The organism is Psychrobacter glacincola (assembly GCF_904846075.1).
Taxonomy (GTDB): Bacteria; Pseudomonadota; Gammaproteobacteria; order Pseudomonadales; family Moraxellaceae; genus Psychrobacter; species Psychrobacter glacincola_C.
Genome location: NZ_CAJGZH010000001.1, coordinates 170,830 through 197,766, shown reverse-complemented (window position 1 = coordinate 197,766; position 26,937 = coordinate 170,830). Strand labels below are relative to the sequence as shown.

The 26,937-nt window shown below is 42.7% G+C and carries 24 protein-coding genes; 11 read left to right on the top strand and 13 right to left on the bottom strand.

Annotated elements, in window-relative coordinates:
• Positions 1-87: 87 nt before the first annotated feature.
• The 4 genes from mpl to JMW85_RS00830 all read left to right on the top strand — a co-directional run bounded on the left by mpl (position 88) and on the right by JMW85_RS00830 (position 4,441).
• Positions 88-1,593, top strand: coding sequence for a UDP-N-acetylmuramate:L-alanyl-gamma-D-glutamyl-meso-diaminopimelate ligase (gene mpl, locus JMW85_RS00845; protein WP_201580654.1), 1,506 nt, complete (start codon positions 88-90; stop codon positions 1,591-1,593).
• A 384-nt stretch (positions 1,594-1,977) separates the two neighbouring features.
• Positions 1,978-2,232, top strand: coding sequence for a GlsB/YeaQ/YmgE family stress response membrane protein (locus JMW85_RS00840; protein ID WP_201580653.1), 255 nt, complete (start codon positions 1,978-1,980; stop codon positions 2,230-2,232).
• Between the two features lie 314 nt (positions 2,233-2,546).
• Positions 2,547-3,101, top strand: coding sequence for a peptide deformylase (def, locus tag JMW85_RS00835; protein WP_201580652.1), 555 nt, complete (start codon positions 2,547-2,549; stop codon positions 3,099-3,101).
• A gap of 164 nt (positions 3,102-3,265) precedes the next feature.
• Complete coding sequence (locus JMW85_RS00830; RefSeq protein WP_055125679.1) at positions 3,266-4,441, top strand: type III PLP-dependent enzyme; 1,176 nt, start codon at positions 3,266-3,268, stop codon at positions 4,439-4,441.
• Between the two features lie 93 nt (positions 4,442-4,534).
• On the opposite strand, the gene JMW85_RS00825 is transcribed toward JMW85_RS00830, so the two are convergent.
• The 3 genes from JMW85_RS00825 to dnaJ form a co-directional block, all read right to left on the bottom strand.
• On the bottom strand, positions 4,535-5,488 hold the full coding sequence (locus JMW85_RS00825; protein ID WP_201580651.1) for a hypothetical protein: 954 nt from the start codon (positions 5,486-5,488) through the stop codon (positions 4,535-4,537).
• 111 nt (positions 5,489-5,599) lie between these two features.
• Positions 5,600-6,448 (bottom strand): 4-hydroxy-tetrahydrodipicolinate reductase, encoded by an 849-nt coding sequence (gene dapB, locus JMW85_RS00820; protein WP_201580650.1) that lies wholly within the window; start codon positions 6,446-6,448, stop codon positions 5,600-5,602.
• Between the two features lie 182 nt (positions 6,449-6,630).
• The gene (gene dnaJ / locus JMW85_RS00815) at positions 6,631-7,767 is read right to left on the bottom strand and encodes a molecular chaperone DnaJ (RefSeq protein WP_087814909.1); all 1,137 of its coding nucleotides are present in this window, start codon (positions 7,765-7,767) and stop codon (positions 6,631-6,633) included.
• Positions 7,768-8,068: 301 nt separating this feature from the next.
• On the opposite strand from dnaJ, the gene JMW85_RS00810 reads away from it, so the two are divergent.
• Positions 8,069-8,863, top strand: a complete 795-nt coding sequence (locus JMW85_RS00810; RefSeq protein ID WP_227681630.1) for a DUF2939 domain-containing protein — start codon at positions 8,069-8,071, stop codon at positions 8,861-8,863.
• Positions 8,864-9,000: 137 nt separating this feature from the next.
• Here the strand turns inward: JMW85_RS00810 and JMW85_RS00805 are convergent, their stop codons facing one another.
• Positions 9,001-10,065: a disulfide isomerase DsbC N-terminal domain-containing protein gene (locus JMW85_RS00805; protein WP_201580649.1), complete on the bottom strand. Its 1,065-nt coding sequence runs from the start codon at positions 10,063-10,065 to the stop codon at positions 9,001-9,003.
• 452 nt (positions 10,066-10,517) lie between these two features.
• On the bottom strand, positions 10,518-11,222 hold the full coding sequence (locus JMW85_RS00800; RefSeq protein ID WP_201580648.1) for a pseudouridine synthase: 705 nt from the start codon (positions 11,220-11,222) through the stop codon (positions 10,518-10,520).
• A gap of 196 nt (positions 11,223-11,418) precedes the next feature.
• Here JMW85_RS00800 and JMW85_RS00795 point away from each other — a divergent pair, with 196 nt between their 5' ends.
• The 4 genes from JMW85_RS00795 (at position 11,419) to JMW85_RS00780 (ending at position 14,357) form a co-directional block, all read left to right on the top strand.
• On the top strand, positions 11,419-12,030 hold the full coding sequence (locus JMW85_RS00795) for a YigZ family protein (protein ID WP_201580647.1): 612 nt from the start codon (positions 11,419-11,421) through the stop codon (positions 12,028-12,030).
• Positions 12,031-12,144: 114 nt separating this feature from the next.
• Positions 12,145-13,209 (top strand): YheT family hydrolase, encoded by a 1,065-nt coding sequence (locus JMW85_RS00790; RefSeq protein ID WP_201580646.1) that lies wholly within the window; start codon positions 12,145-12,147, stop codon positions 13,207-13,209.
• A gap of 44 nt (positions 13,210-13,253) precedes the next feature.
• Positions 13,254-13,796 (top strand): acyl-CoA thioesterase, encoded by a 543-nt coding sequence (locus JMW85_RS00785; protein ID WP_201580645.1) that lies wholly within the window; start codon positions 13,254-13,256, stop codon positions 13,794-13,796.
• Positions 13,797-13,979: 183 nt separating this feature from the next.
• Positions 13,980-14,357 carry a DsrE family protein gene (locus JMW85_RS00780; RefSeq protein WP_201580644.1) on the top strand — a complete coding sequence of 126 codons (378 nt, stop codon included), beginning with the start codon at positions 13,980-13,982 and terminating at the stop codon, positions 14,355-14,357.
• Positions 14,358-14,788: 431 nt separating this feature from the next.
• On the opposite strand, the gene JMW85_RS00775 is transcribed toward JMW85_RS00780, so the two are convergent.
• Positions 14,789-15,484, bottom strand: coding sequence for a restriction endonuclease subunit S (locus JMW85_RS00775; RefSeq protein ID WP_201580643.1), 696 nt, complete (start codon positions 15,482-15,484; stop codon positions 14,789-14,791).
• 2 nt (positions 15,485-15,486) lie between these two features.
• Entirely contained in the window at positions 15,487-17,364 is a 1,878-nt protein-coding gene (locus tag JMW85_RS00770) for an HsdM family class I SAM-dependent methyltransferase (protein ID WP_201580642.1), read from the bottom strand.
• A gap of 284 nt (positions 17,365-17,648) precedes the next feature.
• Here JMW85_RS00770 and JMW85_RS00765 point away from each other — a divergent pair, with 284 nt between their 5' ends.
• Positions 17,649-18,692, top strand: a complete 1,044-nt coding sequence (locus JMW85_RS00765) for an NAD(P)H-dependent flavin oxidoreductase (protein ID WP_201580641.1) — start codon at positions 17,649-17,651, stop codon at positions 18,690-18,692.
• Positions 18,693-18,717: 25 nt separating this feature from the next.
• On the opposite strand, the gene JMW85_RS00760 is transcribed toward JMW85_RS00765, so the two are convergent.
• On the bottom strand, positions 18,718-19,422 hold the full coding sequence (locus JMW85_RS00760) for an aspartate/glutamate racemase family protein (RefSeq protein ID WP_201580640.1): 705 nt from the start codon (positions 19,420-19,422) through the stop codon (positions 18,718-18,720).
• 259 nt (positions 19,423-19,681) lie between these two features.
• On the opposite strand from JMW85_RS00760, the gene JMW85_RS00755 reads away from it, so the two are divergent.
• A complete protein-coding gene (locus tag JMW85_RS00755; protein ID WP_045442930.1) occupies positions 19,682-19,936 on the top strand; it encodes a DUF2798 domain-containing protein in 255 nt (84 codons plus the stop codon).
• A gap of 437 nt (positions 19,937-20,373) precedes the next feature.
• Here JMW85_RS00755 and oppF read toward each other — a convergent pair whose 3' ends face one another.
• The 5 genes from oppF to JMW85_RS00730 all read right to left on the bottom strand — a co-directional run bounded on the left by oppF (position 20,374) and on the right by JMW85_RS00730 (position 26,509).
• Complete coding sequence (oppF, locus tag JMW85_RS00750) at positions 20,374-21,402, bottom strand: murein tripeptide/oligopeptide ABC transporter ATP binding protein OppF (protein ID WP_201580639.1); 1,029 nt, start codon at positions 21,400-21,402, stop codon at positions 20,374-20,376.
• Between the two features lie 3 nt (positions 21,403-21,405).
• The gene (oppD, locus tag JMW85_RS00745) at positions 21,406-22,611 is read right to left on the bottom strand and encodes an oligopeptide ABC transporter ATP-binding protein OppD (protein WP_227681629.1); all 1,206 of its coding nucleotides are present in this window, start codon (positions 22,609-22,611) and stop codon (positions 21,406-21,408) included.
• Between the two features lie 12 nt (positions 22,612-22,623).
• On the bottom strand, positions 22,624-23,529 hold the full coding sequence (oppC, locus tag JMW85_RS00740) for an oligopeptide ABC transporter permease OppC (protein WP_060490135.1): 906 nt from the start codon (positions 23,527-23,529) through the stop codon (positions 22,624-22,626).
• 90 nt (positions 23,530-23,619) lie between these two features.
• A complete protein-coding gene (gene oppB, locus JMW85_RS00735; RefSeq protein WP_045442924.1) occupies positions 23,620-24,540 on the bottom strand; it encodes an oligopeptide ABC transporter permease OppB in 921 nt (306 codons plus the stop codon).
• A gap of 301 nt (positions 24,541-24,841) precedes the next feature.
• Positions 24,842-26,509 carry an ABC transporter substrate-binding protein gene (locus tag JMW85_RS00730; RefSeq protein ID WP_227675998.1) on the bottom strand — a complete coding sequence of 556 codons (1,668 nt, stop codon included), beginning with the start codon at positions 26,507-26,509 and terminating at the stop codon, positions 24,842-24,844.
• Between the last annotated feature and the right edge of the window lie 428 nt (positions 26,510-26,937).

Below are 26,937 nucleotides of genomic sequence, written 5' to 3'. Positions count from 1 at the left end.
TCCTAGAATACACCACAGTTAATATCGGTAACTTTTGGGATAATGCTCCATTTTTATTCTTTTAATTTAAGCTCGTACGGAACGTCTATGCATATTCATATTCTTGGTATTTGTGGTACTTTTATGGGCTCACTGGCATTGCTGGCACGCGAGCTTGGACATACGGTCACGGGCTCAGATGCCAACGTTTATCCGCCGATGTCCACCCAACTGGAAAACGCGGGCGTGACCATTGAGCAAGGCTATCTGGTAGAGCATTTACAACCAGCACCAGATTTAGTCGTCGTTGGTAATGCCATGAAGCGCGGTATGGATGTCATCGAATATATGCTGGACACAGGTCTACGCTATACCTCAGGACCACAGTTTTTATCTGAGCAGGTATTACAATCGCGTCATGTGATAGCCGTTGCCGGTACTCACGGTAAAACCACGACGACGACCATGCTCGCTTGGATATTGCACTATGCGGGTATCGACACTGGGTTTTTAATCGGCGGTGTGCCACTGGTTGATACCACTGATGAGCATTTACAGCACGTCTTCGCTCACAGCAGTTATTTGGGTGCGGACAAAATTGATAATGACGATTCGGTAAATACTGGCTATTTCGTTATCGAAGCGGATGAATACGATTCTGCATTTTTTGATAAGCGTTCAAAGTTCGTTCATTACCGTCCGCGTACGGCTATTTTAAATAACCTAGAATTTGATCATGCGGATATTTTTGTGGATCTTGAGGCTATTCAGACCCAATTCCATCATATGGTGCGCATGATTCCAAGCACGGGCAAAATCATTATGCCTACAGCGACTACCAGCTTAGAGGAGACGTTGGCGAAAGGGGTTTGGACACCCGTTTGGCGGACAGCCGTACTGGATTCAGCAGCAAACGCTACTAATGTAGAAGATGAGAATTTAGACAATAACAGCGAATGGCAAGCTGAACTTATCAGCGAAGATGGTGGTCAATTTGCGGTTAGTTTTGCGGCTGATGTTGCTGATGAAGAAGCCACAGGCGTCGTCGACTGGTCGATGAGCGGCATGCATAATGTGAATAACGCCTTGGTTGCTGTCGCAGCAGCTTATAACATCGGCGTCAGTGTTAAAACTGCGTGCGCGGCGTTATCAGCATTCGCGGGCATTAAACGTCGGATGGAGCTGATTGGCGATGTCAATGATATCTTAGTCTTTGATGATTTTGCCCATCATCCTACAGCCATTACTACGACTTTAGATGGTGCCAAGAAAAAACTGGCGAACAGACGCATTTGGGCGATTATTGAACCACGTAGTAACACCATGAAAATGGGCATTCATCAAGACAGCTTGGCTGAGTCTGCTGCTCTCGCCGATCATACTTTATGGTATGAGCCGACAGGACTGGAGTGGGGTTTAAAAGAAGTCATTGAAAATGCCAATAGCGCAAATCCTAACATGGGCAACCAACAGGTGATCTCTAGTATCGATGCTATCATCGAGCATATCGACACGCACGCAAAAGCGGGTGACGCCATTGTGATTATGTCGAATGGCGGTTTTGAGGGTGTTCATCAACGCTTATTAACTGTGCTACGTAATAAAGCCACTTAATAAAGCTACATAACAAATAATTTAGCCGGTCTAGTTCTGATGTCAAATAAGAGCGTTGCTTATTATAAATGAGCAACGTTTTTTTATGGTCAACTTTTTCTGATTACTTGCGATGACTATTGGAACGTCGGTATTAGAGAGTATCAGTATTAGGGAGCGTCGATATCCAAAAATGCTTTAATATATAAACGGCGTTTTCGACTTCACTACCTTTGTAACCTTTCATTTACCTATTCTACCTGCATATTAGCAAATCTACGATTTTCCTCACATAGCTCATACACTGGTAACATTTCGCGCTTACCTTTACGTCTATACAGTGCTTACAATGAGCTTATCAAAATTGATTAACTATTATAAATGATAATAAATTAGGAGAATAATATGAGCTTTATTTGGATGATTATTGTAGGTCTGGTTACAGGTTTATTGGCAAGAGCTATCAAGCCGGGCAGTGACCCGATGGGCTGGATAATGACGATTGTATTGGGTATCGTCGGTGCTTTATTAGGTGGCTTCTTAGCTAGTCTTATCGGTATCAATGCTGATGGCGGATTTACTGGTTTGATATTCTCAGTAATCGGTGCGATCATCCTGTTATTTATCTATGAGATGATTATGAGCAAACGTGGCGTATAACTTTACACTTTTGCTCAGATGTTTTGGTTGCACAAAGTGACTTTAATGACTCAGAAGTGGCTTGATCCACTAAACTCAATTTGCTAAAAAGCAACTCTACTTATGCAAGTCAGATTACATCTAATCTAGCTTATATAAATTAAAAAGCCTTGCGAATTGCAGGGCTTTTTTATGCCTATAATAAAAGCGACCTCCTTGATTTTTTACGATGATAAAAAGCAATAATTGTGCGAAAGTATTGATAAGCATTACTTTTGTCCCCATTTATCCTATAATATCAACCCTATTTTATCCCTATCATTGAGGTGAGCGTTATGGCTTTACTCCCTATTTTAAATTACCCAGACCCGCGCCTGCGCACTATTGCTACGCCTGTTAAGGAAGTGACTGCTGAAATCAAAACCTTAATCGCTGATATGATTGAGACGATGTATGAGGCACAAGGTATCGGTTTGGCGGCAAGCCAAGTGGATCGCCATATTCAGCTCATCGTCATGGATCTGTCTGAAGATAAAAATAGCCCTAGAGTTTTTATCAACCCAAAGGTGACACCATTGGTAAAAGAGAAACAGCCCTATGAAGAAGGTTGTTTGTCCGTACCTGAAGTCTATGACAGTGTTGAGCGCCCGAATAAAGTGCGTATTGAAGCCTTAGATGAGAATGGTCAAAAAATCGATGAAGAAGTCGAAGGCTTACTCGCGGTATGCATCCAACATGAAATGGATCATTTAAATGGGGTCATATTCGTCGATTATTTATCACGTCTCAAGCAAACTCGTGCTCGCGATAAAGTGCGTAAAATCGTTAAAATACGCGAAAAACAAGGCGAACAAATGGCGGATAAACAGCCGCAGCCCAGCCATTCTTAGTCCATTCATCCTCTAAGCTATTTTTACGTCATTTAATCAGCATGGAAGCAAGGTTTTATCACCTGTGAGATGCGTGATGACACTAATGTGAGATGACAATGACGTGATGCGAGCATTTACTCTTTAACACCTACTGTCTTTATTAAAGGTTCCCTACCATGACCATGATCAAAATTGACCAATATTTTGACCCTGCCGGCTGGCAGAAATTCACTCAAGCTGCTGAAGGTCGCGAGACGCCATTTTTGGTCGTGGACCTTAGCCGTATCAAAACCAAATATCATGAAATGGTTGGGTTTTTTCCCAATGCTAAAATCCATTATGCAATGAAAGCCAGTCCTGCTGTTGAAGTGATTAACTTGCTTGCTGATCTTGGTTCGAACTTTGATTGTGCCTCCATCTATGAGCTTGATCGCGTATTAGACTGCGGCGTTGAGCCATCGCGTATCTCTTATGGCAATACCATCAAAAAAGCGGAGCATGTCAAATATGCCTTTGAAAAAGGTATTGACTTGTATGCGACCGACTCAGAAGCGGATTTAAAAAATATTGCCAAGCACGCTCCTGGTTCAAAAATCTTTGTGCGTATCTTAGTACAAGGGTCTGAGACCGCTGAATGGCCATTGTCTCGTAAGTTTGGTTGTCATCCCAATATGGCGATTGAGCTGTTGATTCAAGCTCGTGATTTGGGTCTAGTGCCTTATGGCATCTCATTCCACGTCGGTAGTCAGCAAAAAGACGTTGCCGCTTGGGATGATGCGCTAGCCAAGGTCAAATACATGTTTGACTGGATGAAAAACGAAGAAGATATTAAGCTACAAATGATCAATTTGGGTGGCGGCTTTCCAGCCAACTATATCAGTGAAGTGAACCCTATAAAAGTCTACGCTGAAGAGATCACTCGTTATTTGACAGACGACTATAGTGAAGAGGACATGCCTGAGATTATCCTTGAGCCAGGTCGTTCATTGGTTGGTGGATCGGGCGTATTGGTCAGTGACGTGGTGCTTATCTCACGTAAGTCACACACAGATTTAACACGTTGGGTCTATACCGATGTGGGCTTATTCCAAGGCTTAATCGAGACGTTGGGAGAGGCCATCAAGTATCCGGTTTATACGCCTAAGATGGAAACATCAACCAGCAAAGGCACTGTGGTACTGGCAGGCCCTACTTGTGATTCGACCGATATCATGTATGAAGAAGCGGGCTATCAATTGCCAGAAGAGCTGGAGATTGGTGATAAAATCTTTTGGTTGACCACGGGTGCGTATACTAACTCGTATTCATCTATTGAGTTCAATGGTTTTCCACCGTTAGAAGTGATCTACGTTGACTAATCTGTAATAGATTATTATCGATAAAAAGCGCGATACTGCTCATTACAGTATCGCGCTTTTTTTATGCCAAAAATAATATGAGTGAATGCAAGACTACTGCACCATTATCCAAATTGGTATGTTTTTAGTGCTATCAATGGTACGATTGCTACCATAACTTGCGCGTTGATTTTGGCTACTTTGAGAGATTTGTCCGATAGTTACCCATTGTCCACGTGGGATAATAATGGTCGTGTCTAATCGTTGACCTTGAATGGCATGATTACTATTTTTCTGAGAAGTTGAATAGGAGCGTGCGAGTTTTTCTTCAACTTGTGACAAGGTTACTTCGACTTGACCAGTCGGTAATAATCTTGGCGTAACCATGATGCCTTGCGTCGTTGGTAGCAATACCTGCTGCTGAATGACAATCTGTGCTGACGGACTTTTATAATTCGTATAACTATTTACATCAGAGGTTTGATTCAGCGCATAAAGCGTCCCTGTACTGATGCTGGCGGCACTACCTGACAAGGTTTGTACTTGGTATAAATTATTTGTTTGCTGTTGGCTATTGCTCTGATGAATAATCCCTGACCCTTGAATACCACGATTGCTAATAATGACCTGCCCTTGCTGAATATTACCTTGGACGCTGCTATTGTTGCCAACACGCACAGCGACCGTCAATGCCTGTGGCTGACCGTCAATCTGAGTCAATAACTGCTGTACCGCCTGATAGTTAGCGGCTGTCGTATGCAACACTAACTTGTCTTGATAGGTAGTAACTGTACCGCCGTCACGACTATTATTCAGTTGCTGACGAACAGCAGGTAATAATGCATCACCGCCATAGGTATCAATGACGTAGGTTTGATAAGTAGCTGCTTGTGCGACTATTGGCACTACCGTCAAATTGAGGGCAAATGCTATTTGGCTACCGTAAAGCGTACTTTTTCTAGGTTTGAGTGTCTTGACGATGTTGGCAGCTTTGATACTTCTGGCACCCCTGACAACAGCCACAGTGCGACTAAAACTCGCTATTAGATTCTTGCTAAACTTATCCATGCTTGACTCCTAACCGTCATTCCACTTTATCAATAAGCCATCCTCAGCAACCATAAAGCAGCAAACGGCAAGCAAGAAACTCTAATCACTCAAACCTTACTTGCTCAAAAACTAATCATTCAAACCCAACACGTCCTGCATATTATATTGCCCAACTTCTTGTTTGATAACCCAAGTCGCGGCACGTACGGCACCCGCGGCAAAAGTCATACGCGCGCGGGCACGATGGGTAATTTCAACCACCTCACCATCGGCAATAAACATCACGGTATGATCGCCAATGATTTCACCGCCGCGAATGGCATGAATACCAATAGTACCTGCTTTGCGTTCGCCCGTTTGTCCTTCGCGGCCATAAACAGCAACGTCTTTTAGATTCTGTCCACGAGCTTCTGCCACGGCTTCTGCCATCATATATGCTGTGCCTGATGGCGCATCAATTTTATGCTTATGGTGGGCTTCAATGACTTCCACATCGGCATCCTCGCCAAATGCCTTCGCGGCCATGCCGAGCAACTTTAATGACAGATTAACACCTGTTGAATAGTTACCAGCATAGACAATCGCAATTTTCTCGCTGGCTTTTGCCAACACTTGCTCTTGCTGCTCATTGAATCCTGTGGTGCCAATGACCATCGCGACATTGTTTGCCGCACAAATCTGCATATTTTGTTCAGTGGCATCAGGCAAGCTAAAGTCAATGAGTACATCGATGTCATTAATGACAACTTTTAAATCATCGACAATTTGCACTTCTAAGCGACCGATAGCGGCGACTTCGCCAGCATCTGCACCAACAAGGCTTGAACCTTGACGTTCTATCGCGGCATTTAATATCGTTTGCGAGTTGTCTTGTACCGCCTCTATTAGCATACGTCCCATACGACCACCAGCACCAATCACCCCGACTTTGATGGCTTGTTTATTTGTATTTTCTTGCGCTGTTATCTGTTGGCTCATATATTTACCCTAAAAGCTCTATATTAATAAGAAAGTTTTTGAATGTTATGATGCTAAGTTTAGCAAATATCACCACCTGAATGGTTTTTTATAGCGTCAATAAAAACCCCCAGTGTTTCATGTGAAACACTGGGGGTTTTGTATCTAGTCATTCAACCAAACGAGTGATTGAAACAACTCAGTTAATCAAATAAGTCACCAATCTTTTTAAAGAATGACTTCTTATGTGGCGACTGCTGATGCTTGCTATCACCGTCGAGCGTATCTTGGAACTGGCGCAACAGGTCTTTTTGCTCGCGAGTTAAGTTCACTGGGGTTTCGATAACCACACGGCAAATCAAATCACCTTTCATGGTGGTGCGTACTGGCGTCACGCCTTTGCCGCGTACACGTAGCAACTTACCACTTTGCGTGCCTTCTGCAACCTTGATTTTTACTTTACCATCTAAGGTTGGAATTTCCACCTCTTTACCCAGTGCTGCATCGGTAATGCTCACAGGTACGTCCATATAGAGATCAGCCCCTTGACGGGTAAAGACATTATGCGGTTTTACGCGTACTTCAACGTATAAGTCGCCGTTTTGGACGCCCGCGCCGCCCGCTTCGCCTTCGCCTGCTAGACGGACGCGATCACCATCATCAACACCCGCTGGGATAGACACTTCTAGCGTACGTGATTTGTCTTTAACGCCATTACCGTGACAGTCAGAGCACGGGTTTTTGATTTGCTTACCAGTGCCGCCGCAATGTGGGCAGGCCTGCTGCACGGCAAAAAATCCTTGCTGCATACGCACTTGACCTTGTCCATGACAGGTCTGACAAGTTACGATATCAGAGGCATTTTTTGCCCCTTTACCATCGCACGTGTCGCAAGGCGCAGGCGCAGTGAAACTGATTTCTTTTTTACAGCCACGTACCGCTTCTTCTAGCGTCAGCTCAATGACGTAACGCAAATCAGAACCACGGCGCGAACGTCCACCGCCGCCGCCACGCTGCTGACCGAAGATATCGCCGAAGTTGCCGAAGATATCACCGAAGATATCTTGGAAGTTGCCACCACCTGCACCGCCAAAGCCACCGCCGCCCATGCCATTTTCGAAGGCTGAATGACCCATGCGATCGTAAGCAGAGCGCTTCTCTTCGCTGCTTAGTACTTCGTAAGCCATCGATGCTTCTTTGAATTTATCCTCAGCATCTGGATCATCAGAGTTACGGTCAGGGTGATATTTCATAGCCAGCTTGCGGTAAGCTCGCTTAATTTCTTTGCTTTCAGCGGTCTTGCTCACACCTAATACTTCATAAAAATCGCGCTTACTCATGGGCTCTCCTATCGTCTTTACAGTCCACCGGACAGTCGATTCAGTAGTTCTAGTCAACCACCACCTTAATACGACTCACTATGGCACTCAAAGGTTTCACATGAAACATCATAAATAGTGAGAGAAAAGAGGTGATACTGCTATGAATCTTACAAGCGAATACGGCGGGATGCTGCTTAGCCAAATCAATTATTAAAAGTTTGCGCTATTTATGGAGATGCTATGGTGATTTATCAAGCGCTTAGGCAGGGAAAGTATCCACTATAGTGCGCTTGGCCATACAAAAAGGTTTTATTAAGGAATGAACAAAGGTTTTCATACCTTAAAAAGGCTCAGCCATGCTAATATTTATCGTTATATTTTTGGGGTTTTAGATTTATACTTACCAGTATTAAATCTGCCTATCATTACGTTTTTGTTTTGCGATAAGGGTTTGATTTTTATGAAGAAGCTGATTATTTTATTAATCGTCATTGCCGTCGCTGTCTATGCAGGCTCGCCCTATTACAGCGCTTATCAGCTTAAAAATGCCTACGATGCCAAAGACGGCGCGACCATCGCCGCAGCGATCGACTATGAGCAAGTGCGACCTAGTATCCAAAACCAACTCACCAGTCAGTTTACGGCGACTATGGCTAATTATCCATTGGTCGCTGAGTTGGGCGGCGAGCCATTGACCCAAGCCGCCAATAGCTTTATCACGCAGGCGGTGGATGGTGCTATCACCCCACAAAACATCGAAAAAGCCATCAATACCCAAGGTCAGGCCAATACCGCGACCAAAGAGCTGGCCGCTGCATGGGCAATCGCCAGTAATCAGGTCGATCTCAAAAATTTGATTCAAAATCTTATCATCCAGCGCGGTGATGTGGATGCAGTGGTCAAAAGCCAAATGCAGCAAATCATGGAAAAACAAGCCGCTGAACTGGAGCAACAGGTAGCGCAAGGGTCGGACAGTGACAAGCCAAAATTAAGCTATTGCGGTATTAATTGCTTTACTATTAGCGGTCAGGTAAAAGGTTATCCGCTCACCATCGAGATGCAGCGTAACGGCTTAATTGATTGGAAAATCGTTGATATCGTGTTGCCACAATAGACTTGCTACCTCTAACGGTTAGAAGCAATAAAAAACCGCCACATAGATTACTTATGTGGCGGTTTTTTTATCAATATTAAGGAATATCATCTCTTAATACATTTTTTATTCATAACTTTATTAAACATCTATATGAGCTACTGCACACCCAAAAATTCTAAAAACTCAGGACTCTCAAAGCTCGCTTGAAACAACACGCCATCTTCACGGTAGATAGCAGGCGTTGCCATCACCGCAAGCCCTGCTGCTTTTTCACGATTGGGCGTCACATGATCGGCTGTACAACTTGCTGGTGCAGGTGTCATTTCACCCTGCAACATTGCTTTATCAAAAGCTTTAAGGCGGCTGTCCTCATCACTTTGGCACCAAATGCCACGCATTTGCTCAGGGGACTGCTCGTATATCGGATAACCAATGGTTTTGACCGTCACACCTTTGGCATTAAGCATCGGTAGCTGCTGATGCAAGCGGCGGCAATAAGGACAGTTGACATCATTGGCCACATAAATAACCGCTCTCTCAGGACTGGTCGCTGGATAATTAATCAGCTGGCTGTCATCTAAAGTTGCAAAAACAGACTGATTTTTACGCTTTTCAAACTGTTCATCGAGTCCGATGAATTGACCATTTTCGATGACCGAAATCTCACCATCAGTAATATATTGTGCATCATCCGATAGTAAAAAAGGCACGCCTTCTAATGTCGCACCCCAAATCACGCCTGGCACTGCGGTATAAAAGAATGGCGTTTTGGCACTCATGTTTTTCAGCGCATCCATATTTGCCAATATATCAGCTTTGACACTCGCACTGACAGGTTTGCCTGCCTGAGCACTGGTGCTACGCGCTGGCGTCTTGGTAACTACACGCTTGCTTGGATTCTTTTGTAACTCGCCTTGAATGACATATTTGCCATCTTCAGTGATATGCAAAGGCAACTGCCCCGCCAAATTGACTTGATACATATTGGGCAAGTTGGACGGCACAATAGAGCTGATTTGTGTTTTGATCCCTGCCTGAGTGAGCAATTGGCGCAAGCGACTGTCAACAGACTTGCTAACAGTGCCAGCAGCTTTTGTATTTTGAGTACTCTGGCTCGCTTTTTGGCTAGTAGCGGCAGTATCACTAGACTGGGCACAAGCGGTGGTTGCCAATAACATGGCGCCAATTAAACTGGCAGATTTTAATAGAGATGATTTCACAAAGACAGTCCTATCTGGTTTTAACAAAAACAGCTTTTAATAACAGCGCGTTTCAGTAACAACGATTTTTAATAACCTTTAATTTTAACAACACTCAATCTTAAGAATAGCCGTTTCTAACAATGCTCGCTTCTAACAATATTGGTTTTTAACAATAGCCACCTTTAATAAAGACCATGATATTATGTAAAAAAATAGATTAAAAAAAGATAGGCAGACTTTAGCACAAGGAATACTTTTGCAAAGGTTTAACGGCTCAATTTTGCAAAACTGCTACTGAGCTTTAAGAGATAGGCAACACAGTGTGCACACGAGACATAACAGGGTAAAAGTGATTGATAAGAACTACAGTTAAAAACCATGGTCAAACACTACGGTCAAAAAAAGCAGCACACGTGAAGTGGCTGCTGATGGTAAAGAAGTGCTTGCGAGTTCATTTCAAGATGAAAAACTTAGAACTTAGCGACTTCTTCGGGTGTTAAAAAGCGACTATCGCCTTTCTCCAAACCGTCTAAAGTAATATGACCGACACTGGCGCGGTGTAGCTCAGTCACTCTATTACCAAAATAACCCATCATACGTTTTACTTGATGGTATTTACCTTGCTCTAATGTCAAACGTGCATGAGTCTCGTCAATGAATTCGAGAACAGCAGGTTTTGTTTCTTCGTGGTCGCCTTCTAAAAGGATGCCTTCAGCGACTTCTTTGACGGCATTGGCTTGCGCTGCTTCATCCATCGCATCTGCTAAAGTCAGCTCATAAATTTTGGCATGTTCATGCTTAGGGCTAGTGACACGGTGCAACCATTTACCATCATCACTCATCAATAATGCGCCGGTCGTATCAACATCGAGACGCCCTGCAATGCGCAAGCTGCCAAGCTCTGGCACCGCTATCAGCTCAGTGACAATTGGATGCTCTTTTACTTTCAGCGTACATTCAAAGCCTTCAGGCTTATGTAATAGAATATAACGACTGCCCGCAGCGACCGATAATGGCTCGCCTGCCCAAATCACATCATCATTGACCACATCGACGTGGACACCTGGGTCTTTGATGACCTGATCGTTTACCGTCACTTCACCAGCGTGCAGAATTTTTTTGGATTCTTTACGCGATAGCTCAGTGGCTTTACTCAAAAATTTATCTAGACGCATATATTGCCTACCATTCGTTTGATGATACCTACTTTACCGTAGCAGCTAACGACACCAGCACTCACACTGAGCTTGTCCGCTATCTTCATGGGTCAGAAGTGGTACTATAATAAAAAATTAAATGAACACTGCACCCAATATGGACGACAGTGAAAGTTAGACAAGTTTACCATATCCAACCTAGACCTGATGAAATATGAGCTATCAAACGCTAAAACGTGCTGTCACTGCGCGCTTAGAAATTAAAAAATCCGAGTTTATTGCTTACGCTTATCCAGTCACTTCGCGTGAACAGGCAATGTTTCACGTGGAACAACTACGTGAGCAATATGCCGATGCGCGTCACCACTGCTGGGCGTATATCATTGGCGACCCCAATAATACCACTAGCGCAGGCTTCGATGATGATGGCGAGCCAAATGGTACAGCAGGTCGCCCGATATTAAATGTGTTGCAGCATAAAGCGATCGGTAACGTCATTATTATCGTGGTGCGTTATTTTGGTGGTATTAAACTGGGCGCAGGCGGTCTAACCCGTGCTTATGCAGGCGCAGCGCAAGCAGTCGTCGACCAGATGATATTGCTGCCTTATGTGCCGATGGCGCAAGTGCAGATATTGGCAGAGTTTGCGACCGAAGCACAATGCCGCTATGTGGTCGACAGTTTAAATGGCAGTATCTATGATGTTGCTTATAGTAAACAAGTGACATTGACCGTGACGATTGCTGAGGCAGATATCGACCATTTAAAAGAACGCCTTGCGATGGATGGACGGGTATTAAATGCGTCGGAAAAAGTGAATGAGTAATCATGCGTTCACTGAGCATTCACTAAATCTTATTGGTTTTGATAACTGTCATGGGTATGATAAGGCACTGATTATTAACAACGATTTCTAATAAACATAAAATAAGACCCCTATATGCCTACCTCAAATTCGCCAACTTCAAAACCGAGCCAACCCTTCTCTCCAGCGCCTTTTAAACCACCCTTTTGGCTGGCCAATCCGCATCTGCAAAGCATCTTGCCTAAGTTTTTTGCGCCCAAAACGCCTACTTATCGCCGTGTGGTCGAAAAAGACTCGTTGGATGAAAGTGATATTGCTTATGACTTTTATGATGCGCATCCTATCGCAACCGTAGAAAACAGCGAGCGTGAACAAACGCCATTAATCGTGCTATTCCACGGTATGGAAGGCAGTAGCGACAGCCATTATGCACGTGCTTTGGCGCATCAAATGCACGCTCAGGGCTGGCACTTTGTGGTGGCGCACTTCCGCAGTTGTGGCGGCATTCCTGCTAATGGTCGAGTTTTTTATAATGCGGGTGATACCGATGAGGTGCATCATGCGCTGCAAAACCTAAGTCAGCAGTACGCCAATATTTATGCGGTTGGGGTGTCACTAGGCGGTAACGCGTTAGCGAAATACATGGGAGAATATGGTGATAAAGCGATCTGCCAAGGCGCTGTGGTCATCTCCGCTCCCGTCGATATGTCATCGGCGGCGCTTAGTATGCACAGCTTTTTGAGTCATCGTATCTACACCCCTTATTTGCTCAACCCGATTATCAAAAAAGCCTTAGCCAATGACATCAGCAAAGAAGAGATTGACTCGATCAAAGCGGTCAATCGCATCAGTGACTTTGACGATATCTTTACCGCGCCGCGTCATGGCTATCGCTCTAACAATCACTACTATCAAGCCTCATCAGCCCTGCCTTATTTAATAAAAGTAACGAAACCTTTACTGTTAATTAGTGCCAAAGACGACCCCTTCCTTGGTTTTACCGCCACGCCAAACGATGTGTCTAACAGTGTCACTATCTTAGACACTGAGCATGGCGGGCATGTGGGCTTTATTCGTTATCGCTCTGATAAAGACAAATCGCCGCATCTTTATAAAAAATCAAGATTTGATATCAACTGGATACCTGAAACTGTCAGTGCTTATTTTAATCATATCGGTGTAGCATCTAATAAGCCCTAAAATAAGAATACTCACCTTACCTTTTACTCTTTTGAGATTGCACTATGTATCCATTTATCCGTTATGCCAGCACCATCGCCCACGCCGCGCTACAAGTCAAAAAAGGCAATACCTTAACGTTTAAAGATACGAGTGAGATTAGCTTTCGCTGTCGTCTGACAGATATTGATAATTTCTTAGAGATGAATAATGGTCGCGTACTTACCCTTTTTGATATGGGTCGTACTGACTTCGCGGTGCGTAGCGGACTTGGACGTCAACTGCTCAAGCAGCGTTGGGGTTTGGTCGTCGCTGGCAGTACCATCCAATATCGCAAACGTATTCGCGCTTTTGATAAGGTCACCATGAAAACGCATATCGTCGGCTTTGATGAGCGTTGGATATACATCGAGCAGTCGATGTGGGTAAAGGGCAAACCTTGCTCCTCTGCTCTACTGCGGACGGGCGTGACTGAAAAAGGTAAGGTGATAGAAACAGCACGTGTACTAGCCTCATTGGGACAAGCAGATTGGCAGTTGCCACCGAGTGGCTATGTGGCAGAATGGATCGTCAGTGATGCTGATCGCCCGTGGCCGCCGCGAAGTTAGCATTTATTTTTTCACTTTACTCATAAGTCACAAACACCTATTCACAATCAGTTAACCTTATAACTACTATTTCCTAACAATACATTATATAAATACATATATTAAATGCTAGGATAGTAATGAGCATCATACTCAGCTCAACTAAATACTATTTAATTAAAACAGTCTTATAAGGAGAATAATATGGCTAACACGACGGATTATGTCGGTACGTTATTTGATAATAGTGAATCAAATCCAAGCAAAATCACCTTAGCATTTACTATGGCTGGCGTGGCACTTAAAAAAGGTCATTCTGCCTCAGTGATATTGATGGTGGACGCGGTACATTTGGCATTGCCCAACGCTTTAGACAGTGTCAATATTGGCGCGCCATTTGAACCTGCGGGCGAATTGTTAGAAGCCTTTATGGAGAACGGCGGTCAAGTATTGGTCTGCGGCGCTTGCATGAAACATAATGGTGTCGAAGAATCCGCAATTGATAAGCGCTTTGAAGTGATTAGCGGTGATGATGTGGTTGAGCTGCTGATGAATGCAAAAGGGTCGTTGCAGTTGAATTAATCGTTTAATCTAAGCATCAAGTTGAAATAAATGGGTTGGTTTTCTTGGCTGTCTTTTTGATGGGTTGAAAGCTGACCTATTTTTTTGTCTATATTAAACTAGCTCACACATCATATCTATAAAAAGCTAAGTCGTAGATAGTCTTCAAAGTGACACGAAATCTAAATATCTAGTTTTATAGATTTGATGAGTAAGGTAAGGACTTTATGTAGTCTTCCATAAATTGCCAGTCAGGATCTCCTTTTGAATTAACTGGTAATTTTATTTCAGAGGATAATATTCTTGATTTACCGTACTTTCTACCAAAAGAGTAACGGTATCTTTCTTGGTCTAACACAGCAACCAAGAACAAACCAGTGAAATGATTTAAATGCTCACTATAAGCAACTACTAAATCTGAAGAAGGTATAAAATCACAGCCTTGATATAAACTATAACCTACCGAGCCTTGACCGTTTGTAATAAAAACTGGCGTTACCCTTAAAGGTTAAATTAGAGTTTCGCATGACATGACGTACAACACCGTTATCTGACTTTTTAGCTCCAATATAATCAATCTCATTTCCATTTTCTAATAATTTAGGAGCATTATTACATTTTCCACGAGAAAAAACCTCGAACAAATCTTTACAACAAAACCATTTCCAACTTCTATCTCTTAAAGAAAGCTTCTTGTTTAAAGTTGAAGCTCTATTAGGTTGATCAGGTATAACAAAGCTATTGGTAAGTCTCTTGATTTCATCAGGGTGAGGTATTTTTATAATTTCTAAAGTTTTGTTTGCTTGTCTGCCATAGTTATATCTGTATTTGTTTGCAGTTATAAAAGAACAGTATATTAACATTTCAGTTTTGGTCAGCTCTTTTAATGGCACTAGAACCTTAATATGATAACCAGTATAAAAAGGTGTTTCTTGATAAAAGCTTTCCAAAACAGAACCCGATAACGCTACGGTTATAGCATGTCCTTTAAACGAGTTAATATCTGAAAGTTTAGCCACATACGAACTCACTCCATTATTTTTACTGCCTCTTGCAATGAAAGGAATACTCCCTTCATCCATGTCTGACAGAGCCAAACTATTGCCATATTCTGTTTTAAATACCTCTTTTAGTTCTACTAACTTCACTATTATTTACCCTGTAAGAATTGAAAAGCGACATAGTCTTTTATCGTATTAATAAAATCTTCTTCAGACAATGCCGAATAGTCCGTTTCCATATAGGCTTCTGCGCACCATTCATCATCTGCCGTAACTTCTTGTGTGACACTAAGACCAGCAATACTTTCTTTATTTTGATAGACACTCAACCATTCTTGTCTAATCTCATCCCACTTATCTTTTTGGTCTATTCTACCCTGATGTTTTACCTTAAGAAATCCATCATCTTTAAAATAACCGAAAAAGCTTTTTTTACCTTTAGGATGGGGTGTAAATGCCTTAAAAACTAAAATCGATGTGATAACTCCAACGGGATAAAATAAATCGTCAGGCATACTTAATACAGCTTCTAATGTATGCCTCTCAAGTAATCGACGCCTAACATCACTAGGACCTTTTTTTGTGTCTGTACAAGTGGACATTTGGCATATTGCAACACAAATACCATTTGCTACCATCACTTCCATAGCATTTTCTATAAACTCCAACTGCCCTACTACGCCGACATCATAAGGTGGATTCAAAAACACCTTCGTGGGGTTTTCTTTAGCTACTGACACTTTTAAACTGCTGCTAAAGCAGTCTCCAAAATGAATATGACTTTTCCCATCTCCACGCATCATCATATTAGAACAAGCGTGTGAAAACATATCTGGACGCTTTTCGATACCTATTAGCTGATTTGATTTGATATTTTTATGTTTAACTAAATCATTGCCAGATAATTTGACCATTTGATTCATGGCAGAAACTAAAAAGCCACCTGTACCGCAACATGGGTCAAAAATTATATCGTTCGAATTAACTTCTGCTAGATCACAGAATAAATCAGTGATATGTGCAGGTGTAAGCACTAAGCCAGTTTTACTATCGCTACCTGCATACCTAATAAACTGGGTATAAAACTTGCCTAAGACATCATAGATATTGTTAGTGATGTAAGGCATGATACTTTCCATAACATCACTTATTAAGTCTCTTAGTACAGTATTTCTTTCTTCTTTCCTACCTTTTTGAATTAGGAAGCTTCTAAACGTATGGTTCGACTTAATCTTGCCGTATTCTCTTAGAATAATTTCTTGCTTATCCTTTGATATATGATTTTTCTTAAGAACAACTTCACAAGCATTCAGAAGTGCTTCAATTAAATCAATATTAGGATTATACGTTGATGGCTTATTTTCTAAGTCATCAATATTTTCATCATCTTCAAAATCGTAGCTTGTAAAACTATTTTGAAACCCTTTATCTTGCAGCGCAACTAAAATTGCACTTATGACAGTACATCTATCGATTTCAGGTATTGAGTAGCTATGAAGCATTTCATTGTATTCAATTGCCTTTTTAACTAACTCTTCTTCTTTTAAAGGCTGAGACTGCTTTTCCACGACTTTAAATAAGGACTTCGGATCAAGGAAGTTTTTATCTGTTACGTCTTTAAAAGTCTCCTTCTGCTTCAACCAAAGAAAATTAGATATTTTAACTTCTCTCTCAGTCTCTCCACTTACCGCTATAGCGATGACATCAAAGTCGTTTTTAAGATATTCAGCGTATAGTAAAGCTCCATCTACAGCGTATTTAGAATACTGTTTCTTATTTTTACTTTGATGATTCTTAATGGATGCTTTGCATTCGACGACGATAATCTTTGACGGATCATTAACGAATCTAATAATAAACTCTGGGTATCCTTTACCTTGACCAGATTTTGATGCCGTTTGAAGTAATTTATCAACTTTTAAACTATCAGACTTTTGTTCTTCAACAATGATATTTTCGTTATCATAATAACCTTGTTCACGCAAAAGTTGTCTAACGATATTTTCAGTCTTTCTTTCATTTGACATCAATATTACTCTAAAAAATTATGAGGGTTTCAAAAAAACCATAACATATTAACATAGATATGCAAATTTAAACGCTTAAATAGGCTGTAAAATCATGTCTTTGGCAGAGTAGCTTTTTCATAACTTAGCTACAAAAACATAGTCAAATATTTTAACTACAAAATCGTAGTCAAAACCCATCCCCATATTCAGCAACTAAATAAACACTATCCAACACACGCACCGCCTACCTCTGTTAAAGTAAGTGAGATAAAAAATCTAATAGAACAAAAAGGAAGCCCGTCATGACCTTACTGAATACCCTTAATCTGACCCACCCTATCGTGCAAGCACCAATGGCAGGCGCAACCACCCCTGAGCTGGCAGCGACGGTGAGTAACTTTGGTGGATTGGGTTCATTGGGATCAGGCATGACGCCGCCAGAGGTTTTGCATAGCCATATTGACACCATTAAATCTCTCACCGATCGCCCTTTTATGATTAATCTGATGGTGTTGTCTGAGCATGAGTCGAGAACCTTTGATACCAAAATTCCTGCTTGGCTAAGTCATTACTATGAAGAAAACAATATCGAGTTTGCGCTACCTGAACGCCCAGCGCTAAGCTTTGCAGATCAACTACAAGTGCTCTATGACAATCCTGTTCCTGTCGCTAGCTTTACCTTTGGTATTATTAGCGCCGAGCAAGTTCAGCATCTGCAAGGTCTAGGCACGCGCGTCATCGGGACGGCAAATCATCCATTAGAAGCAAAAGCATGGAGCGATATTGGTGCTGATGCGGTATGTGTGCAAGGGGTCGAAGCGGGTGGACATCGTGGTGGCTGGCTCGCGCAAAGTGAAACCGATCCATTGGGATTATTGACACTGATTAGTCAAACGCGCGCGTGTACCGATATTCCATTAATTGCAGCAGGTGGCATCATGACTGGGCAAGATATCAAAGCGGTACAAACGGCTGGCGCTGAGCTGGCGCAAATCGGAACGGCTTTTTTGACCACAGATAAATGCGGTATTAATGACATTTATAAGCAAGCACTACTCGATGCCAGTGAAGATAAGCGCAGTACTGAGACACGCTTAACGAGACTATTTTCAGGTAAGCAGGCTCGTGGTTTATTAAATGATTATTTGCGTGATTTTGCTCAATTTGAAAGTGCGCATGAGCTACCGCCCTATCCACAATTAAATGCGATGACCAAATTTTTGCGTGGTCATGCGACCAATAATCTTGACCCAGAGTATCAGTCTTTATGGGCAGGACAAGGCGTCGCTTTGGTCAGACAAGAGCGCACGATTGAGCTGTTAGAGCGCTTGGTCAAAACGTTATAGGCTTAAATATTTTTATCAGTCTGCGCTACTCTAATAAAAAATCCACCGCTGCCGCTGCATGAATCAAAGTGGTATCAAATACTGGAATTGGGCTATCTGCTTGCTTAATAAGCAGTCCAATTTCTGTACAGCCTAAGATGACGCCCTCTGCGCCTTGATCTGCTAAATCTTTAATCACATGCTGATAATACTGGCGCGAGCGGTCTTTAAATTGACCGACGCACAGCTCTTTTTTGATAATTCGATGTACCTCTGCTCGTGCATCACTCTCTGGTATCAACACTTGAAGCCCTGCATCTACCAAACGCTGCCTATAAAAATCTTCCGTCATCGTAAACTGAGTGCCCAGCAAGGCAATTTTAGACAGATTCTGTTTTTTGATGGCGGCAATAGTGGCATCAGCGATATGTATAACGGGTAAATGCGTCGCGGCTTGCACATCATCGAGTAATTTATGCATCGTATTAGAGGCAATCATGAGCCCTTGTACGCCAGCGGCTTGCAAACGCTGAGCACTGCTAGCCATGATTACACCCAGCGCTGCCCATTCATCTTGCTCTTGGTGCTTATTAATCAACGCAAAGTCTACGCTATGTATGAATAAATCTGCTGAATGTAATCCACCCAGCTTATCCTTGACACCCTCATTTATCAGCCGATAATAGCTTTCGCTACTCTCCCAACTCATACCACCGATGATGCCCAATGTTCGCTGCTTGTGTACGGTCATTTTATTGCCTTATTTGTAGGTTGTAATCGCTTTTATCGTAGCAAAATCAATCATCTTTAGTTTGTTATTTTTTGGGAATTTTATTTTTATACATGAGACAACAGTCATTAAAATATAACGAATGTCGCCATTGATAATAACGATTTTATCCACTTATCAACATACGATATCATGGTTGGTAATGACGACTCATGACGCTGTGCAACATCGTTCATCGTTCATCAAACGCCACCATCACCATGTAGGACACCTCCACACTATGGCAAAATTCCCTACCATCAGAATACGCACACGGCGCAAGTACTATCGACTTATTTTTACCTTTTTAATGGCACTGCTGATGTCCACGATTATCTCAACTGCATTGCTGCTGATCAATGTGGGATTCGTCGATGGGTTCTTTATCACGCTGTTTCACTCATGGAAATATGCCTTTATAGTCGCGTGGCCGAGCGCTTATATTTGCGCCTATCTCATCCAAGAGCATTTGCTCAGTCGTATTGAGTTTTATTGAACCAGCTAGAAGTTAAAGTATGAGAATGCCATGATGAAGCATTGCTGTGAGCTGATGGTAAATCATCATGCCGCTATGAATTAAGAAATCTGTGGCCGTATACACAGCCTTGCTGAAGGTATTTTATGCGAAGATAAAAGGGTGTTTTTTGATTGGATATTAGGGACGTTGAGTCATCTTATGATAAGTGACTGGATCTGGATATGAGGCTTTAATGACCTTCCTAATTACTCCCGTAATAAGCCAATCTCCAAGCTCACCATCGTGGTCAGCTAACAATATTACTTAATCAAATGACTATTGATATCGGTGAGATTGATTGATGCTAACTCCTGACGTTTCAAACCAATGAGTAAAAGTATTAGATTGTATTAAGAGCATTTGAATAAGTCCGCCTGCTTTTAATACAGTCAATACTCATAAACCAAAAACCACTTTTAAGCCACCTCGACCTTGTTCTTTAAACAAGCCACTCGGTGATTTATGGTGCCTTCTAACACGGGTTTAATCTGTGCGCATTCTTCATCAGCTAGTGGACAACGGGTGCGAAAAACGCAACCTGACGGCGGATTGATTGGACTGGGTAAATCACCCTCTAATAACTGAATGACCTTGTTACGCTCAGCAATAGGATCAGGTAGCGGTACAGCAGACATCAGTGCTTTGGTATAGGGATGAGTCGGATTGCCGTATACGGCTTTGTTCAAACCCAGTTCGGCGGCGTTGCCTAAATACATGACCAAGACTCGATCAGCAATGTGCTTAATCACAGAAAGATCATGGGCAATGAAGATAAGCGCTAATCCCATCTCTTCTTGCACATCTTGCAATAAATTAATGACCTGCGCCTGAATCGAGACATCAAGGGCGGAGACTGGCTCATCACAGATAATAATTTTGGGCTTTAATATCAGTGCTCGAGCAATGCCTATTCGCTGGCACTGACCTCCTGAAAACTCATGCGGATATCGGTTAATTTGATTGGACAGTAGCCCCACCTTTTTCATGATGGCGCGTACCTCGTTTTGCACCTTAGGCTTCTTCATTTCAGGATAATAAGTACGAAGAGGCTCGGCGATAATATCCCCTACAGTCATGCGCGGGTTAAGTGATGCTAGCGGATCTTGGAAGATCATTTGAATGTCTTTTCGCTTTAATCTCATGGTCTTTTTGGACGCACCCACCATCTCTTCATCACAAAACTTGATACTGCCAGTGTCAGCTTGTATCAATCCGATGATAGTACGGGCGAGTGTTGATTTACCGCAGCCTGATTCGCCCACCACCCCTAAAGTCTCACCAGCGAATAGCTCAAACGATACCCCATTAACTGCTTTTAGAGTGACAGGCTTCTGCCAAAAGTAAGTACCTTTTTGTTTGATATTAAAGGTGGTATGAATGTCCTTTACTTGCAATAACGGTGCTGGATTATTGCTTTTGGCGCTATCTAAATTCTGTATCATCATGAGCTAGCCCTCCATCCCTGATTGATTATTGGCATCGATATCTGCTGAGCTATCTAGTGAGTGATCAACGGGTGTTTCAGGGTGCCAGTGGCAAGCGCGTTGACGCTCGTTCGGTAGAAATTCCAGCGGTGGCGGTGTATCACGGCAGATCTCCATCGCATGAGAACAGCGCTCATAAAAAGGACAACCTGCTGGCAAATCTAATAAATTTGGTGGACTACCTGGAATGGTCTCAAGCTTGCCCATATCGTTATCTAAACGAGGAATCGCTTTTAGTAGCCCGATAGTATATGGATGACTTGGGGCATAAAAAATCTCTTCAGTCTCTCCATACGCCATGGTACGCCCAGCATACATCACCAGTACTCGATCACAGATACCCGCCACAACCCCCAAATCATGGGTAATCATAATAATGGTGGTGCCAAAGTCGCGTTTTAGCTCGTTTAATAGAACCATAATCTGCGCCTGAACAGTAACGTCGAGCGCGGTGGTTGGCTCATCAGCAATCAACAACTTAGGGCGACATAATAATGCCATCGCTATCATGACCCGCTGACGCATACCACCTGAGAACTCATGCGGATACATGCCAATACGGTTCTTGGCTTCTGGAATCTTAACCGCGTCTAGCATTCGTATAGATTCGGCCCAAGCGTCTTTTTTACTCATGCCTTTATGTAAAATCAATACTTCAGCGAGCTGGTCGCCTATCTTCATATAAGGATTTAATGAGGTCATCGGATCTTGGAAGATCATCGCGATCTGCTCGGCGCGAATTTTATTTAGTGCTTTTTGTGACAATCCTAGTAGCTCATTACCCTCAAAGCGTACCGAACCTTTGGCATAACCGTTATTTGCCAATAACCCCATAATAGCAAACGCTGTCTGCGACTTACCTGAACCGGACTCACCAACGATACCTAAGGTTTCGCCTTCATGCAGGTTAAAATTTAAGCCATTAACCGCCGTTACTAGACCCTCTTCGGTCGTGAACTGTACCGATAAATCTTTGACTGCTAACAAGGTGTTTTCTGCGTTAGGTGGCTTATCGAGCGCTGAATCAGTACCTATATTAAAGGTAGTAGACTCTATTTTCTCAGGAGCACTAGACGCGTTGGCGGCGTTATGAATCTTTTGAGTTGCTATGTTTTTATCTTCCATACTTTTACCCTTCATGCTTTTATCCTTCATACTTTGGTTTTTCATGATGTCACCCTCTTAGCGGTCTTTAGGGTCAAACGCATCACGCAGACCGTCGCCAATAAAGTTAAAGCAAAATAAAGTAATGACCAAAAAAGCTGAGGGAATCAAAATCTGCCAAGGTGCTACCTGCATGGTTTTTGAGCCTTCTTGCAACAGCGCTCCCCAACTGGTCATCGGCTCTTGAACACCAAGTCCCAAAAAGCTTAAAAATGACTCAAACAAAATCATCGTTGGCACTAATAAAGAGGCATAAACCACCACCACCCCGAGTACATTGGGCACGATGTGGCGTAAGATAATATTGAAACCTGATACGCCGCCTACGTGCGCAGCTTCGATAAACTCTTTACTCTTCAAGCTTAGCGTTTGACCGCGAACGATACGCGCAACATCCAGCCACGATACCAGTCCAATCGCCACAAAGATTAAGATAAGGTTACGACCAAAGATAGTGACTAATAAAATCACAAAAAACATAAAGGGGAAGGCGCTTAAAATCTCTAATACACGCATCATAACGGTATCGACTTTGCCACCAAGATAGCCTGACGTTGCACCGTATATCGTACCGAAAATCACTGCAACCGTAGCGCCGGCGACGCCTACCATCAAGGAGATACGACCACCTACTGCGGTTCGCACTAACAAATCACGACCGAGTGAATCAGTACCGAAGTAGTGCTTATTATCGATGGCTGGCGCGGACTGCATAAAGTTCCAGTCGGTTTCGGCATAGCCAAAAGGTGCTAACATCGGTACAAAGATGACGAAAGCAGCCACGAGTAGCAAGATAAAAAGACTGGCTACGGCGGCCTTGTTGCGATAAAAACGGCGCTTAGCATCTTGCAAAAGGCTGCGGCCTTTGATTTCCTGAGCCCCTATTTCTGCTAGGTCAGTTGTCTGGTCTGCGGTAAGGCTCATAGTCGTCCTTTTAATAATCTATTTAGCATAATAATAATGAATGATACCCATCAAACCGTATTGGGATGATAATGCGCTTAAATGGTCGCCTTAATACTGAATCTTTGGATCAATTACCGCGTATAAAATATCGACGATAGCATTAAAGGCAATGGTCAATACCCCGACTAAAATGGTCAAACTAAGCACTACCCCATAATCACGATTGAGTGCACCGTTGATGAATAACTGTCCGATACCAGGTAAACCAAAGATAGTCTCAATCACAATAGAGCCTGTAATAATACCGACAAAAGCTGGGCCCAAATAAGAGATAACGGGTAGTAGTGCGGGTCTCAGCGCATGCCTCATCACTATTTGGCGCATCGGCAAACCTTTCGCCTTAGCCGTTCGGATATACTGGCTATTCATCACCTCGATCATCGAGCCGCGCATGATACGAGCAATACTCGCAACATAAGCGAGCGCTAAAGCGGCGACTGGTAATACAAGGTTTTTAAGTGCCCCGTCATTCCAGCCACCAGCTGGTAGCCATTGCAAAATAATGGCAAAAATCAGCACTAATAATGGCGCTTTAACGAAGCTTGGAATCACAACGCCTGTCATAGCAAAGGCCATCAGTACGTAGTCTATCCATGAGTTTTGCTTAAGGGCTGCGATAACACCGAAGATAAGTCCTAAGACCAATGCCAATATAAAAGCGTATAGACCCAACTCCATAGAGACGGGAAACGACTGCGACAACAACTCGTTAACCGTATAATCTTTATACTTAAAAGACGGTCCAAAGTCGCCTACCGCTAGCTGCTTTAGATAATTAACATACTGTAGCCACATAGGATCGTTGAGATTGTATTTGGCCTCGATATTAGCCAGTACCGCAGGTGGCAAGCTACGCTCACCCGTAAACGGACTGCCTGGCGCCAAACGCATCATAAAAAAGGAGACCGTGATCAATACGAATAAGGTCGGAATGGCCTCTAAGATACGCCGAAAAATCAGTTTTAGCATAATACCTCTTTTATAATGATGCTTATTTTTCAGCTAAATTAAAATGAGATAACTAGCACAAACCTAACGCCCAGTTATCGTTCAACTAGCAATATTCAATGACTTGGTTTTAAATAAAATATTGATAATCGTCGTTTATAAATAACAAAAGTTTCATCTAACACGCCTAATAAGAGTGGCTGTGAAAAATGAAACTAATGACGCTATCAGCGTTATTTGATAAGAGCGATAAATGAAACCAGCTGCTTTTACCGCTCTCAGACATTCAATCGATAGAATTGTTCAGCGATCAGTCAAACGATTAGTGCTTAGCAATTGAGAGATTTTTTACCTGCCAATTGTCTAATATATCCTTAGTTGGAAACCCAATGACATAAGGTTTTACTAGACGCGGGCTGACGTAATGATAAATGTTCAGTAAACCCATATCTTGATCGAGCTGAGCTTCAGCTTGCTTGTATAGATTGGCACGCTGCTCAGGGCTAACGCCAGCTTTCAGCGTTTGCGCCATTAAACTGTCAAAGTTAGCATTATTGTATTTACCGTAGTTGCCACTATTGTCAGATTTGGCAATATTTAAGAAAGCTGACGCTTCGTTATAATCACCACACCAGCCAGCACGCGCGATTTGATAATTACCATTACGGCGAGTATCCAAATAGGTTTTCCATTCTTTATTGGTCAAAGTCACATCGACGAAGCCGAGCGCTTGCTTCCATAGTGAAGTAGCCGCGACCGCAGTCTTTTTATGATTGTCATTGGTGTTGTATAGCAGCTCAAAAGTCAGTGGATTGCTATCGCTATAGCCTGCTTCAGTGAGCAGTTTTTTGGCCTCAGTAACCCGCTTTTCTTGATCCCAAGTCGACCATTCTGGACTATTTGCAATATCGCCATTGGTGGCAGGGGGTGTCAACTGATAAGCGGCCGTCTGTCCTTGACCGATAACTTTATCCGCAATGGTATCGCGATCCAAAGCTAAGGCTAAAGCGCGGCGTACGTTGGGATCGTTGAACGGTGGCTTGACCGTATTAAACTCGTAATAATAAGTACAAAGATAAGGAGATACGGTTAGCTGATCGCCCACTTGCTCTTTAAGCGAAGCGAACTGCTCGGTTGGAATCTCATTGTAGGTCACATCGATTTCACCCGCCTGATAGCGTGCGACGTCAGTCGTACTAGAAGGAATCGGCAGGAAAGTGACGGTATCGATAGTCGTATTGGCATCGTCATAATAAGAAGCGTTGCGCGTTAAAACGATTTTGTCGTTAATTTGCCACTGGGTAGGCTTGTAAGGACCGTTAACCACGATGTTCTCAGGAGCTGTCCACTTATCACCAAAGGCTTCAACGGTCTTTTTATGAACGGGCTTGACTGAATTATGAATCAACATATCTGGGAAATAAGGCACGGGCTCTGATAACGTAATTTGCAAAGTTTTATCATCGATAGCCTTTACGCCAAGGGTTTCAATGCCAGCCTTACCATCAACAATTTTATCAGCGCCGACTACTTTGGCATCGACCAAATAGCTTGAATACGGCGACGCAGTATTTGGATCGACCAAGCGGCGCATACTGTAGACAAAATCCTCTGCCGTTACTGGATCATCATTTGACCATTTAGCATCGCGCAGCTTAAAGGTCCATACTTTATTGTCTTCGCTTTCCCAACTGGTTGCCATTGCTGGAATGGTCTTACCTTCGGCATCCGTATTGGTTAAACCTTCTAACATTTGGCGGCCAAGGGTAGATTCTGGTACCCCCGATACTTTGTGTGGATCAAGTGATTCAGGTTCAGTGCCATTATTGACGACGAGCGCTTGAGTATCAGCCAGTACATTAGGATCAACGGCAGCTGCTTGGCTATCAGTGCCAGACTTATCGCTACTACAGCCAGTCATAGACATGGCGAGCGCAAGAGAGGTAGGCAGAAATATAGAGGACAAAAAGTGATTAGGAGTGCGCATCATATAATAGCTATCCTTGCTGGTCAGTGGCTGGGCGGATCAACTAAATAGTAGTGATTCGAGTTAATATATCCGTATATTGACTATGTTTATTAACCATACTTTAACTAACTATTGGTCATATTGTAGACAACTATTAGTAATTAAAAACGATACAAATGTCAATAAGTTTTAATTCCTCCCCGATACTAACAAGCAAAATAAGCTTGCAGTCCAAGCAGTTTCGACGACCAAAACTTAGATGTAATTACTATTAATTGAGTAACTTTTATAGCTACTTATTACCTTCCATCAGCAATATACTACCGCTCATTCGAAACCTGTATTATTACTATAAACCTCAGTTTCTAACTCACTAATTATCACTGTCAAGTGAATGAACTCAATGCTATCAAGCGATAAAACTCTAGTAGATATGATGAATTTTATTT